The sequence below is a fragment of the Streptomyces lavendulae subsp. lavendulae genome, assembly GCF_002803845.1.
GTDB lineage: Bacteria > Actinomycetota > Actinomycetes > Streptomycetales > Streptomycetaceae > Streptomyces > Streptomyces lavendulae.
Window position 1 is genome coordinate 1,376,552 of the sequence record NZ_CP024985.1, and the last position, 13,058, is coordinate 1,389,609.

The 13,058-nt window shown below is 72.8% G+C and carries 13 protein-coding genes; 5 read left to right on the top strand and 8 right to left on the bottom strand.

What is annotated here, in order from left to right:
* Positions 1–5: 5 nt before the first annotated feature.
* The 4 genes from SLAV_RS06170 to SLAV_RS06185 all read right to left on the bottom strand — a co-directional run bounded on the left by SLAV_RS06170 (position 6) and on the right by SLAV_RS06185 (position 4,181).
* On the bottom strand, positions 6–659 hold the full coding sequence (locus SLAV_RS06170; RefSeq protein WP_234333968.1) for a hypothetical protein: 654 nt from the start codon (positions 657–659) through the stop codon (positions 6–8).
* Between the two features lie 125 nt (positions 660–784).
* On the bottom strand, positions 785–1,525 hold the full coding sequence (locus SLAV_RS06175; RefSeq protein WP_030241604.1) for a succinate dehydrogenase/fumarate reductase iron-sulfur subunit: 741 nt from the start codon (positions 1,523–1,525) through the stop codon (positions 785–787).
* Complete coding sequence (locus SLAV_RS06180) at positions 1,522–3,474, bottom strand: fumarate reductase/succinate dehydrogenase flavoprotein subunit (protein ID WP_030241607.1); 1,953 nt, start codon at positions 3,472–3,474, stop codon at positions 1,522–1,524. The genes SLAV_RS06175 and SLAV_RS06180 overlap by 4 nt, the downstream gene beginning before the upstream one ends.
* 2 nt (positions 3,475–3,476) lie before the next feature.
* Complete coding sequence (locus SLAV_RS06185; protein ID WP_030241609.1) at positions 3,477–4,181, bottom strand: succinate dehydrogenase; 705 nt, start codon at positions 4,179–4,181, stop codon at positions 3,477–3,479.
* A gap of 95 nt (positions 4,182–4,276) precedes the next feature.
* Here SLAV_RS06185 and SLAV_RS06190 point away from each other — a divergent pair, with 95 nt between their 5' ends.
* The gene (locus SLAV_RS06190; RefSeq protein WP_030241612.1) at positions 4,277–5,155 is read left to right on the top strand and encodes a LysR family transcriptional regulator; all 879 of its coding nucleotides are present in this window, start codon (positions 4,277–4,279) and stop codon (positions 5,153–5,155) included.
* Positions 5,156–5,198: 43 nt separating this feature from the next.
* On the opposite strand, the gene SLAV_RS06195 is transcribed toward SLAV_RS06190, so the two are convergent.
* Positions 5,199–5,849: a TetR/AcrR family transcriptional regulator gene (locus SLAV_RS06195; RefSeq protein WP_030241615.1), complete on the bottom strand. Its 651-nt coding sequence runs from the start codon at positions 5,847–5,849 to the stop codon at positions 5,199–5,201.
* A gap of 105 nt (positions 5,850–5,954) precedes the next feature.
* On the opposite strand from SLAV_RS06195, the gene SLAV_RS06200 reads away from it, so the two are divergent.
* Positions 5,955–7,025 carry an FAD-dependent monooxygenase gene (locus SLAV_RS06200; protein WP_051841544.1) on the top strand — a complete coding sequence of 357 codons (1,071 nt, stop codon included), beginning with the start codon at positions 5,955–5,957 and terminating at the stop codon, positions 7,023–7,025.
* A gap of 94 nt (positions 7,026–7,119) precedes the next feature.
* On the opposite strand, the gene SLAV_RS06205 is transcribed toward SLAV_RS06200, so the two are convergent.
* The 3 genes from SLAV_RS06205 to SLAV_RS41760 form a co-directional block, all read right to left on the bottom strand.
* On the bottom strand, positions 7,120–9,279 hold the full coding sequence (locus SLAV_RS06205; protein WP_030241620.1) for a putative bifunctional diguanylate cyclase/phosphodiesterase: 2,160 nt from the start codon (positions 9,277–9,279) through the stop codon (positions 7,120–7,122).
* Positions 9,280–9,428: 149 nt separating this feature from the next.
* Positions 9,429–10,259, bottom strand: coding sequence for an SAM-dependent methyltransferase (locus tag SLAV_RS06210; protein ID WP_030241622.1), 831 nt, complete (start codon positions 10,257–10,259; stop codon positions 9,429–9,431).
* A 392-nt stretch (positions 10,260–10,651) separates the two neighbouring features.
* Entirely contained in the window at positions 10,652–10,801 is a 150-nt protein-coding gene (locus tag SLAV_RS41760) for a hypothetical protein (RefSeq protein WP_208754733.1), read from the bottom strand.
* A gap of 312 nt (positions 10,802–11,113) precedes the next feature.
* Between SLAV_RS41760 and SLAV_RS43070 the strand changes: the two genes are divergently transcribed.
* From SLAV_RS43070 to SLAV_RS06225, 3 genes are all read left to right on the top strand, one after another.
* Positions 11,114–11,239 (top strand): hypothetical protein, encoded by a 126-nt coding sequence (locus SLAV_RS43070; RefSeq protein WP_256462241.1) that lies wholly within the window; start codon positions 11,114–11,116, stop codon positions 11,237–11,239.
* Between the two features lie 67 nt (positions 11,240–11,306).
* Entirely contained in the window at positions 11,307–12,077 is a 771-nt protein-coding gene (locus SLAV_RS06220) for a bestrophin-like domain (protein WP_030224189.1), read from the top strand.
* A gap of 188 nt (positions 12,078–12,265) precedes the next feature.
* Entirely contained in the window at positions 12,266–13,000 is a 735-nt protein-coding gene (locus SLAV_RS06225) for a hypothetical protein (protein ID WP_030224191.1), read from the top strand.
* Positions 13,001–13,058 lie beyond the last annotated feature (58 nt).

Below are 13,058 nucleotides of genomic sequence, written 5' to 3' on the forward strand. Positions count from 1 at the left end.
GTGCCCTACGCGTCTCCCGGCAGCAGGTGCTGAGGGAGTTCGCGGAAGGCCCACTGGCCCCGGGTGCGGGTGAGGACCCAGACGAGGTCGTAGCGGTCGGGCCAGGCCGCGGGGAGGCCGCGGACCCGGTCCGCGCCGAGGGCGTGGAGCAGCCGGGGGATGCCGGTGTGCTCCCAGCAGACGAGGACGGGCATCCGGGCGGCCAGCACCTCGCGGGCCAGGTCCGCTTCGGCGCCGAGGGCGAATTCACCGCGTACGGGCATCCGCAGGGCGGTGGCCAGGGGCTCCAGGGTCTGTTTGCTCCGGGCGGGGGCGCTCGCCGGCCCGCCGGTCGCGAACAGCACGGCGGGCCGGGGCAGCCGGGCGCCGGCGGTCGGCGCGAACAGCCGGTGCAGCTCTTCGGCGCGGCGCACGCCCCGGCGGGCGAGGTCGCCGGGGTGTTCGACGCCGTCGTCGTCCTCGCCGGTGTCCCCGGCGTAGGGCTTCTCCGCGTGCCGCATCACCATGACGAGGGCGTCCTTGGGGGGCGGCTGGGGGCCGGGCGCCCCGCTGCGCGGGGTGTCCTCGGCGGCGCATCCGGCCGCCGCCAGGGGGGCGAGTGCGGCGGCGGCCAGCACGCTGCGTCGGCGCGGGCCGGACCCGGCGGGGGCTTGTGGCATGGGGTCCACTGAACCGCACGCCCCGGGTGCGCCCGGGGCAAGGCACGGCGTGGGGCCCCGACGAGCGCCCGGTCGGCCGATCGGATCAGCCGATCGGCCCACCGGTCGACCCGGGACGCGGGGCCTCAGCCCTTGCGGACCGCGCGGAGCCATTCCCTGTTCATCGCGGCGATCGACGGGAGCGGGATGCCCTTGGGGCAGGCCGTGGCGCATTCGCCGGTCAGGGTGCAGCCGCCGAAGCCCTCGTCGTCCATCCGGGCCACCATGTCCAGCACCCGCGTCTCGCGCTCGGGGGAACCCTGCGGGAGCACGTTGAGGTGGTTGATCTTGGCGGAGGTGAACAGCATCGCGGAGCCGTTGGGGCAGGCCGCCACGCAGGCGCCGCAGCCGATGCACTCGGCGTGCTCGAAGGCGGAGTCGGCGTCGGGCTTGGGCACGGCGGTGGCGTGCGCCTCGGGGGCGGATCCGGTCGGCGCCGTGATGTAGCCGCCGGCCTGGATGATCCGGTCGAAGGCGCTGCGGTCCACGACCAGGTCCTTGACCACCGGGAAGGCCGAGGCCCGCCACGGTTCGACGTCGATGGTGTCCCCGTCGGCGAAGGAACGCATGTGCAGCTGGCAGGTGGTGGTGCGCTCGGGTCCGTGGGCGTCGCCGTTGATGACGAGGCTGCACGCGCCGCAGATGCCCTCGCGGCAGTCGTGGTCGAAGGCGACCGGGTCCTCACCGCGCAGGATGAGGTCCTCGTTGAGGGTGTCGAGCATCTCCAGGAAGGACATGTCCTTCGAGATGCCGTCGACCTCGTACGAGGCCATGGCGCCGGGGGCGTCGGTGTTGCGCTGGCGCCAGACGCGCAGGGTGAGCTTCATGCGTAGCTCCGCTGGGTGGGGTGGACGTACTCGAAGACGAGGTCTTCCTTGTGTAGGACGGGGGCGGCCGCGGTACCGCGGTACTCCCAGGCGGCGGCGTAGCCGAACTCCTCGTCACGGCGGGCCGCTTCGCCGTCCGGGGTCTGGGACTCCTCGCGGAAGTGGCCGCCGCAGGACTCGGCGCGGTGGAGGGCGTCGAGGCACATCAGCTCGGCGAGTTCGAGGTAGTCGACGATGCGGTTGGCCTTCTCCAGCGACTGGTTGAACTCCTCGCCGCTGCCGGGGACCTTGATGCGCCGCCAGAACTCCTCGCGGATCTCCGGGATACGGGCCAGCGCCTTGCGCAGGCCCTCCTCGGTGCGGGCCATCCCGCAGTACTCCCACATGAGTTCACCGATCTCGCGGTGGAAGGAGTCGGGAGTGCGGTCCCCGTCGACGGCGAGCAGCTTGGCGAGGCAGTCGCGGGTCTCGCGGACGGCGGCGGCCGCCTCGGGGTGGCTGTCGTCGACCTCATCGTGGTGCGGGTGGCGGGCGAGGTAGTCGTTGATGGTCGAGGGGAGCACGAAGTAGCCGTCGCCGAGGCCCTGCATGAGGGCGGAGGCGCCGAGGCGGTTGGCGCCGTGGTCGGAGAAGTTGGCCTCGCCGATCGCGAACAGGCCGGGGACGGTGGTCTGGAGGTCGTAGTCGACCCACAGGCCGCCCATCGTGTAGTGCACGGCGGGGTAGATCCGCATCGGGACCTCGTACGGGTTCTCGGCGGTGATCCGCTCGTACATGTCGAAGAGGTTGCCGTACTTCTCGGCGACCTTGTCGCGGCCCATGCGGCGGATGGCGTCGGCGAAGTCGAGGTAGACGCCCTGCCCGCCGGGGCCGACGCCGCGGCCCTCGTCGCAGACGTTCTTCGCGGCGCGGGAGGCGATGTCGCGGGGTACGAGGTTGCCGAAGGAGGGGTAGATCCGCTCCAGGTAGTAGTCGCGCTCCGCTTCGGGGATCTCGGCGGCGGGGCGGGTGTCGCCCTTGGCCTTGGGGACCCAGATGCGGCCGTCGTTGCGCAGGGACTCGCTCATCAGGGTGAGCTTGGACTGGTGGTCGCCGGTGCGCGGGATGCAGGTGGGGTGGATCTGGGTGAAGCAGGGGTTGGCGAAGTACGCCCCGCGGCGGTGCGCCCGCCAGACGGCGGTCGCGTTGGAGTTCATGGCGTTGGTGGAGAGGTAGAAGACGTTGCCGTAGCCCCCGCTGGCCAGCACCACGGCGTCGGCGTAGTGGGTGGAGATCTTTCCGTTGACCAGGTCGCGGACGACGATGCCGCGGGCGACGCCGTCGACGGTGATCAGGTCGAGCATCTCGGTGCGGGCGTGCATCTCGACGTTCCCGGCGGCGATCTGCCGCGACAGGGCCTGGTAGGCACCGAGCAGCAGCTGCTGGCCGGTCTGGCCGCGGGCGTAGAAGGTGCGGGAGACCTGGACGCCGCCGAAGGAGCGGGTGTCGAGGAGGCCTCCGTACTCGCGGGCGAAGGGAACGCCCTGGGCCACGCACTGGTCGATGATCTCGACGGAGATCTGGGCGAGGCGGTGGACGTTGGACTCGCGGGCGCGGAAGTCCCCGCCCTTGACGGTGTCGTAGAACAGGCGGTGGACGGAGTCCCCGTCGTTGCGGTAGTTCTTCGCGGCGTTGATGCCGCCCTGCGCGGCGATGGAGTGCGCGCGGCGCGGGGAGTCCGAGAAGCAGAACTGGACGACGTGGTAGCCCTGCTCCGCGAGGGTGGCGCCGGCCGCGCCGCCCGCCAGGCCGGTGCCGACGACGATGACGCGGTGCTTGCGGCGGTTGGCGGGGTTGACGAGCTTGGCCTCGAAGCGGCGGCGGTCCCAGCGCTCGGCGATCGGGCCCCCGGGGGCCTTGGTGTCGGCGATCGGGTCGCCGGTGGTGTAGGCGGCGTACTCGGTGCTCATGGTCAGCTCACCATTCCGGTCATGACGGCGACGGGGACGGACACGAAGCCCGCGAAGAGGACGAGGGCCAGGGCGTCGGCCAGGAACTTCAGCGTCCGCTCGCGCCGGGCCGTGCCCGCGCCGAGGGTCTGGGCGGCGCTCCAGAAGCCGTGGCGGACGTGGAGGCCGAGGGCCGCCATCGCCACGATGTAGATGGTGTTCCCGTACCAGGTGGAGAAGGTGGCGAGGACGTTCTCGTAGGGGTGGCCGGCCCAGGCGCGCTCGTTGACGGTGAGGGTGGTGAGGTCGAGGAGGTGCCAGACGATGAAGAGGGCGAGGATGATCCCGCCCCAGCGCATCGTGCGGGTGGCGTAGCTCGCCCGCCGGCGCTTGTGGGCGTATTTCACCGGCCGCGCCTTGATGTCGCGCCGGCTGAGCTGGTAGGCGCACACGGCGTGGGCGACGACGGCGGCGACCAGGGCCACGCGCACGATCCACAGGGCCCACTCGTGGTGCAGGAAGGGGGATCCGAGGGTGCGCAGCCAGTGGGCGTAGCCGTTGAACTCGTCCGCCCCGAAGAAGATCTTGAGGTTGCCGAGCATGTGCACGACGAGGTAGCCGAGCATGATCAGGCCGGATACGGCCATCACGGACTTCTTGCCGACGGTGGAGTCCCAGATGGTGCGCGTGGTGGACGGCCGTCGATCCGTCCGCGTTGCCAGAGCCATGCCATTGACCGTAAGGACCAAAGTCCCGAAAGGTCCAAGACATGGTGGAGCTGATCGCGATAGGTATTGCCTATCGTGGGCGTTAGCCTGGTGGTATGCAGTTCCAGCAGCTCGTGTACTTCGTGGCCGTCGCCGAGACCCGGCACTTCACCCGCGCCGCCGAGCGCGAGCACGTGGCGCAGCCGTCGCTGTCGCAGCAGATCAAGGCGCTCGAACGGGAGCTGGGCGCCGAACTGTTCAGCCGCGCCCGGGGGAACATCGCGCTCACCGACGCGGGCGAGGCGCTGCTGCCGCTGGCCCGGCGGATCCTGGCCGACGCGGACACGGCGCGGCTGGAGGTGCAGGAGCTGGCGCAGCTGCGGCGCGGCCGGGTGCGGCTGGGCGCGACGCCGAGCGTGTGCACGGGCCTGCTGCCGGCGGTCCTGCGGGCCTTCCACACGGCGCACCCGGGGATCGAGCTGCTGATCGAGGAGAGCGGCTCGCTCGACCTCGTACGGGAACTGGCGCGGGGGGTGCTGGACCTGGCTCTGATCGCGCTGCCGCTGCCGCCCTCGGCGCCCGCGCTGACGACGGTGGAGCTGCTGACCGAGGACCTGGTGGTGGTCTCGTCGGCCGGTCTGCCGCCGCCGGCGGGCGGTCGGGAGCCGGCCATCGCGGACCTGCGCGACGAACCGATGGTCATGTTCCGCCACGGCTACGACCTGCGGGACCTGACGGTGGCGGCCTGCCGGGCGGCGGGCTTCGAGCCGGTGTTCACGGTGGAGGGCGGCGAGATGGACGCGGTACTGGGCTTCGTGCGGGCGGGTCTGGGCATCGCGGTGGTCCCGGCCATGGTCGTCGACACCGCCGGTCCGGGCCTGCGTGCCACCCGGCTCGCGGGCTCGCCGCTGCGCCGCACGATCGCGCTGGCCCACCGCACCGACGTGGCACCGCCGCGGGCGGCGCGCGAACTGAAGCGCATGCTCGTCGGCTGACCCGGGCCGCCGCCGGGCACGCCCGACGGGGCCTCCCGGCCCCTCAGCTCGGACGTCTGGGCGGGAGCAGGGTCCGGTCGAGGCCGTCGGCCAGCATGCCGAAGGCCTGGTCGGCCTCGGCCACGGCGGCCGGATGGACTTCGTCGACCGTGGCGCCCGCCGCGAGGCGGCGCCAGTTCTCCCTGCCGAGCTCGTGGCGGACCGCCACCAGGTGCGTGGCGGCGAGCCGGGCGGAGAGCGGCGGCACCGACTCCGCCTCCAGGGCGGCGGCGAGCAGTTCCACCTCGCGCGCCGTGTAGTGGGCGATCCGGGCCTCCAGGCTCGTGGTGGAGTAGAGGAGCCCCTGGAAGGCCAGCACGTTCTGGTGATCGCAGAGGCCGGTGATCGGGTCCCGCTCGGCGAGGGCCGCGAGGAAGTGCGCGTGCACCGCCCCCACAGGCGTGAGGCCCGCGGCCCGGTCGCGCACGATGCGGGCCACCTCGTCCTGATGGTCGGCGAAGCGGTCGAGCACCAGGTCCTCCTTGCTCGGGAAGTACCGGAACAGGGTGGGTTTGGACACCTCGGCCGCGGCGGCGACATCGGCCACGGACACGGCGTCGAAGCCGTTTTCCAGGAAGAGTTCCAGCGCCGTGGCCGCCAGCAGGCGACGCGTACGCAGCTTCTTGCTCTCGCGCAGACCCGTCGTGTTGTCCATGCGTCCACCGTACCACAGAATAATGACCGGGTTACTTTCGTTACCGGGTTGCTTTTTCTCTCCGGGGGCGCTTTCCTTGTGTCATCGACGAGGAGAGGACATCCGATGACCGACGTACTGATCGTGGGATCCGGCCCCACGGGACTGACCCTGGCGTGTGAACTCGCCCTGAGCGGAGCTGCCGTCCGCGTCGTCGAGGGGCGCGGCGCGCCGCACCGCGAGTCCCGCGGCAAGGGGCTCTGGCCGAGCAGCCTCGATGTCCTCCGGGGGCTGGGCGCCGCCGAGCCCCTGGAGGCCGTCGGGAGCAGCGAGGTGGTCCTGCGCAAGTACTTCGACGGGGCGCAGGTCAACGACACCCCCATGCCCGGCGGCGGCCTGCTGACAGGGCAGTGGCAGGTCGAAGGGGCACTGCGCGAGCGGCTCGCCGGCCTGGGCGTCCAGGTCGAGTACGGCTCCCCGCTCGCCGGGATCACCCAGGACGCGGCCGGGGTCCGTGCGGAGCTGGCGGACGGCACCGCGATCGGGGCCCGCTATCTCGCCGGGTGCGACGGCGGGCGCAGCACCACCCGCAAACTCCTCGGCATCCCCTTCGAAGGCACCGGGGAGGAGGAGCCCGCGATGGTCGTCGGCGACGTCCGGGCCCCGGGGCTCAGCCGGGACTTCTGGCACCAGTGGTTCACCTCGGAGGGCGGCGGGATACTGCTCTGCCCGATGCCGGGGACGGACACCTTCCAGCTGCAGGCCGCGCCCGAGCAGGACGAGCGGGGCGGAGTGCTTCCGGCATCGCTGGAGGGCTTCCAGCGGCTCTTCGACCGGCACGCCCGGATGCCGGGGATCCGGCTCGCGGACGCCACCTGGCTCTCCTCCTGGCGGGTCAGCGTCCGCATGGCCGCCCGGATGCGGGAGGGCCGGGCCTTCCTCGCCGGGGACGCCGCGCACGTCCACCCCATAGCCGGCGGGCTGGGCATGAACACCGGCATCCAGGACGCGGCCGCCCTCGGCCGCACCCTGATCGCGGCCCTGGACGGACAGGGCGGTGAGGAGGTGCTCGACGGGTACGGGGCGGAGCGCTTGCCGGTGGCCGCCGAGGTCCTGGCCGACACCGCACGGCGGTACGAGCGGGTCATGGCAGCCGTCCGCACGCCCGGCCGGGGAACGGAGGCAGGCCTGGACTGACCCACCGGCCCGGCAGCCCCGGCCCGGTGGCCCCGGCCTCACCGCCCCGGCCCGGCCCCGGCCGCCGCGGCGGCGCCGGGCGGCCGGGTGGGCGTCAGGAAGGCGTGGGCACGGCGTCCGAGAGGGAGAGGGCGTGGATGCGGTCCGGGGCTCCGGGGCGGGCGTAGTACCAGCCCTGGGCGGTGTCGCAGCCGAGGGCCCGGAGCTGGGCCGCCTGGGCGCCGGTCTCCACTCCCTCGACCGTCACCGCGAGTTCGAGGCTGTGGGCCAGGGCGACGATGCCTTCCACGATCTTGACGTCGACGGGGTTGGCCGGCTGCTGCTGCATCCCCTGGGTGAAGGAGCGGTCCAGCTTCAGCACGCTGACCGGGAGGCGGCGGAGGTTGGCCAGGTTCGAGTAGCCGGTGCCGAAATCGTCGAGGGCGATGTCCACGCCGAGGGCGGCGAGCCGGCGCAGCGGCTCCAGGAGTTCGTCGTCGGCCCCGATCAGCGCCGATTCGGTGACCTCCAGGCACAGGGAGCCCGGGGCCAGGCCCGAGCTCTCCAGCACGCGCACGGTGTCGGCGACCAGGCCCGGGTGGTGGAGCTGGGTCGGCGAGAGGTTGACGTTGACGCGCAGGGTCGCCCCGCCGTGCTGGCGCTGCCAGTTGCGGGCCTGGCGAACCGATTCCTCCAGGACCCAGCGGCCGAGCGGCACGATCAGTCCCGTCCGCTCCGCGAGCGGGATGAAGCGGTCCGGACCGAGGACCCCGTACTGCGGGTGCGACCAGCGCACCAGCGCCTCGGCGCCGTGCACGCTGCCGTCGTGCATGTGCACCAGCGGCTGGTACTCGATGAAGAACTCGCCGCGTTCCAGCGCGGCCGGCAGGGCGTTGGTCAGACCGTGCCGGGTGATGGCGCGGGCGTCGGCCTCCGCGTCGGCGAACTCGAAGCGGTTGCCCCCGGCCGCCTTGGCCCGGTACATGGTGATGTCGGCGCTGCGGAGCACCTCCGCCGCGGTGCGTTCGCCCGCCCGGCCCTCCACGATGCCGATGCTGCCGCGCACCGTCAGCTCCCGGCCCTCCAGCCGGATGGGGGTGGACAGCGCGGAGAGGATCCGCACCGCCAGGTCCGTCACCTTCTCCTCGCTGCCGGCGGCGGGCCCGGTGGTCAGGGCGACGAACTCGTCGCCGCCCAGGCGCGCGACCACCTCGCCCGGTCCGGTCGCGCAGCTCTGGAGCCGGTCGGCCACCTCCACCAGCAGCCGGTCGCCCGCCGAGTGGCCGAGGCTGTCGTTGACCGCCTTGAACCCGTCGAGGTCGAGGTAGCACAGGCCGAAGCGGCTGGTGGGCGCTCCGCCGAGGGCCTTCTCAAGCCGCTCGAAGAACAGCGTGCGGTTGGGCAGCCCGGTGAGCGCGTCGTGGGTGGCCTCGTAGCGCAGGCGCAGGTTGAGCAGACGGCGCTCGGTGGTGTCCTCCATCAGGGCCAGCTGGTACTGGGGGACGCCGTCGGCGTCGCGCAGCAGCGACACCGTCAGGTTGGTCCACAGGACGGTCCCGTCGTGCCGGTAGTAGGGCTTCTCCACCCGGTAGTGCTCGCGCTCTCCGCGCACCAGCTCCCCGTACATCCGCCAGACGTGCGGGGTGTCGTCGGGGTGTCCCCACTCGCTGACGTTGCGGCCCCGGACGTGGCCTTCGAGGCCGCCGAACATCTGGAGCAGGGTGTCGTTGACCTCCAGCACGTTGCCCTGCAGGTCGGCGATGCCGATCCCGACGGCCGCGCCCTCGAAGACCGCCCGGAAGCGTTCCTCGCTCGCGTGCAGGGCCTGCTGTGCGTCGATGCGGGCCGTCAGGGCGGAGCGGGCGATGGCCTCCTGCTCGCGCAGGGTCCGCTCGCGCAGGGCCCGGGCGTATCCGGCCGCGATGCCGTGCTGGAGCCTGGCGCAGCGGGAACGGTACTCCTCCGTCCCCTCCGTCCCGGAGCCGTCCGGCCCGCAGTAGAGCACCAGGTAGGACTCGACCACGCCCAGGGTGCCGGCGAGCGCCTCGGGGTCGGTGCAGTGCACGGCGACCAGTTCGGCGCCGACGCGCTGGGCGACGCCGGCGTCGAAGGGCCGGGCATGGAGGGCCTCGGTGAGGGTCCGGGTGAGGGGGACGAGGTGCCGTTCGAACTCGGGCCGGGTCAGCGAGGTCGCCGTGACGGGGAAGATGGCCCGCCCCCAGATCGTCGCGAAGCGGGCGATCCGGTCCTCCAGGCCGCTGCGCAGCTCGCGCAGCGGCGCCCGGCCCGAGTTCGGGCCGGGCGTTGCGAGGGGTGCCTGCGGGTCCCGCGCGTCCCGTGGGTCCTGCGGGGGCGTCGCCCGGCCGGTGTCCGATCCGCGGGACGGACTCGGGGTGGCGGGTGGCGGGGTCGGAGCGGGGAGTCTCACGTCTTGCGTCCCACGCCGCCGTAGCCGGAGAAGGCGTACGGGTCCTCCGGCGCCTCGCCCTCGGCGAGCGGACCGGTGCGGTCCGGACGCCAGTCGGGCATCGACACCAGGCCGGGTTCCAGCAGTTCGAAGCCGTCGAAGAAGCCGCTGATGGCGTCGTGGTCGCGCATGACCAGGGGGTTGCGGATGTCGCGGTAGACGCCGACCGTGCCGGAGGCGACCTCCTCGGTGAGCGGAATGCCCTCGTAGGAGGCGTGGGTGAGGATCAGCATGCTGCCGGGGGCCAGGGCTTCGCGCAGGTGCGCGACGGCGGCGTACGGCTCGTCGGCGTCCTCCAGGAAGTGCAGGACGGCGACCAGCAGCAGGGCCACGGGCCGGTCCAGGTCCAGCAGCCGGGTGGTCTCGGGGGCGGACAGGATGTCCTGCGGCTTGCGCAGGTCGGCGGCGACGACGCCGGAGCGCTCGTCACCGGCCAGGACGGCCTGACTGTGCGCCACGGCCACCGGGTCGTGGTCGACGTAGACCACGTGGGCCTCGGAGCTCGCGGCGTGGGCGATCTCGTGGACGTTGCCGAAGGTCGGGATGCCGGAGCCGATGTCGAGGAACTGCGTGATGCCCTCGGCGACCGCGTGGCGGACGGCGCGCCGCATGAACGCCCGGTTGGCCTGCATGATCTTGGGGAGCCCCGGCATGAATTCCATGGCCCGGCGGCCCGCCTGGCGGTCGACCTCGAAATTGTGGGAGCCGCCCAGGTAGTAATCGTAGATGCGGGACACGCTCGGCACCGATATGTCGATGCCTGGCGGGGCCCAGGCGGGGCGTTCCATCGGGGTCTCCAAGCCGTCGTCGTGCCGGTCCGTCCGGGGGGTGGGACGGGGGTCGGACTCCTGTCCGAGCCGAATGTACTGATCATTTGCCAACGGAGCGAGTGAAAGCGGAAATTGGCGGTCCGTTCTTGGTCACACACCAAAGGCACGTGCAGGTCCGGACACCCGTGGTGAAGAAACCGACAAATACCTTTTGGGATTTGACCGGATGATGATCCGAGACGTTGCGAAGCTGGCTCAAACCTCTACGGTGCCAACTCCGCCCGTTCAGGCGAACCGATTCCGTGCCCCGCGCGCGCGGGCGCGCGCGGCCGCATGCTCCCCGGGTGAACAGAGCCTGTGCCAGGCGCCTGCTGGCGGTTCCGGTCCTGCTGTGGGCGGCGCTGTCCGCCTCACCGGCCGTGGCCGATAGCTGCGCCTACGCGACGATCGACGCCGGGGACGGCCGGACCGTCCTGGAGGCCTTCGCGGCCGCCGGCGGCGGCGACCGGGGTGGCGGACATCACCACGACGGGCACGGCGGAGGACACGGGGGCGGCCACCACTGCCCGCCGCCTCCCCCGCCCTGCCCGCCGAAGCCGACCCCCACTCCGACCCCCACCCCGACCCCGACTCCGCCGAAGCCGACCCCGACCCCCACCCCGAAGCCGACTCCCCCGCCACCGCCGAAACCGACCCCTCCGAAGCCGGCCCCGACCCCGCCCGCACCGCCCCGGCCGGCCCCCGTACCGGTGCCCGCACCGCCCCCGCCGCCACCTCCGCCCCGGGTGTACCGGGCGCCCGCACCGCCCCCGCCGGCCCCCCGGCCGACGCCCACCCCCTCGGCGACGCCGACGCCGACGCCGAAGAAGCACGTGCCCCGCCCCGCGTACCGGTCCACCGTCCGCAAGCCGGCCGAGCACCACATCTCGCCGGTGACCTTCACCCTCATGACAGCGGCCCCCGCCGTGCTCGCGATCGTCGCCCTGCGCCCCCGCTAGTCCCCTTCCGGAACGCGCACGGACCGACCGCCCGCGCGATCCGCCGATTCACCGATTGGGAGTCATCTTGTCGGAATGGCTCGTCCTGTCCCTCGCGATGGCAGCGGCCTGCGCCGTGGTCCTGGCCATCGTCTTCTTCCAGCACCGCAGGATCGGCGAGGACGACGATCCCAACGAGACCCCGGACGTCATCGAGTACATGACGATGATGATCGGGGTGATCTACGCGATCGTCCTGGGCCTGGCGATCGCGGGCGTCTGGGAGGGCCGCGGGGCCGCCCAGGAGTACGTCCGCCAGGAGGCCCAGGCCCTGCACGAGATCAGCGTCCGCTCGGAGGTCTACCCGGAACCCGTGCGCAAGAAGATCCGCGCCGACGTCGACGCCTACGTGACGTACGTGGTCGACACGGAATGGGAGCAGATGGCCGCACACGGCACCCTCACCGACAGGAGCGGAGAACTGCTCGAACGCGTGCGCCGGGACGTGACGGACTACGAACCGCAGACCGACCACGAAGGACAGGCCTACCAACCCCTGGTGGACCAGGTCGGGGCGGTCGACGACGCCCGCAACACACGCGGGCTGAGTGCCGGGGCCACCATGCCGGGGGTGGTCTGGTTCGGACTGATCGCCGGGGCCCTGGTGACGGTCGGACTGGTCTTCACCCTCCAGATCCGCCGGTCCTTCCGCGAGTTGCTGCTGGCGGGCCTGTTCAGCGCGCTGATCGCCTTCCTGCTCTTCCTGATCTGGGACTTCGACGCCCCCTTCGGCCGGGGGATCGCGGCCACCGCCGAACCGTTCCTCGCACAGTTCCCGCACCTGGGCCTGAAGGACTAGGCCGCGTTCGCCGGGCCGAACCGGGGACGGGGTTCCCGTCCCCGGTTCGGCCTACCGGCGTGCCCCATTCGCCCGTTCCTGATCGCGGGTCACCGGTCCCGCACCTAGCGTGGCGGACATCGAGGTGCACGACCCCCCACGTGCGGAAACGCTGCGCGACTGCTCCTCGGGGAATCCGGAGGACCGCCATGGGCGCGATACGCAGCTCCGCCATCGCCCTGCTGAGCGCCGGCGCCACGGGAGCCGCGCTCGCGCTCTGCGCATCCGGCGCGCCCGCCGCACTCGCGGCCGAGGCGGCGCCCGTCACCTCCTTCGGCTTCGCCATCACCCCGTCGACGGTCGCACCCGGCGGACAGGCGGTGCTCTCCGTCAGCGGCTGCGGTGCCGCGTACGCCACCGCCTCCTCCGGGGTCTTCGACACCGTGAGCATCGCGCGGGGGCAGACCGCCCGGATCACGGTGGACCGTGACGCCAGGCGCGGAGCACTGTATTCCGTCTCCTTCACCTGCAACGGGGAGACCGGCTCCGCCGACCTCGTCATCGCCGGGGGCACGTCGAAGCCCACCACCAGCTCCACCAGCGGCCCGCGGCCCAGCCCGAGTACGCGTACCACCACCGCTCCGGCGCCCAGGCCCAAGCCGACGCCCACGCCGACGCCGACGCCGACGCGTACCGCCTCGCGCACCGCGGCCGCCGTCGCCCCGCGCGTCACCACCGCTCCCCCGGCGCCCCGCACCACGACGGCCACGGTTCCCCGCGGTGCCACCACCACCGCCGCCTCGCTCGGAGTGCGCGGCGGACTCGGCGGCAGCGTGGCCGGCACGGATCCCCTGGAACTCGGCGCGGGAGCCGTGCTCTTCCTCGGTGCCGCGGGCGGGGTGGCGTACACCCTGCGCAGGCGCGGCACCGCGCGCCACCACTGACGATCGCGAAGGGCCCGGAAGCCCGGGCGACCGCCGGTCGCCTCGGGTCCTGGTCGGG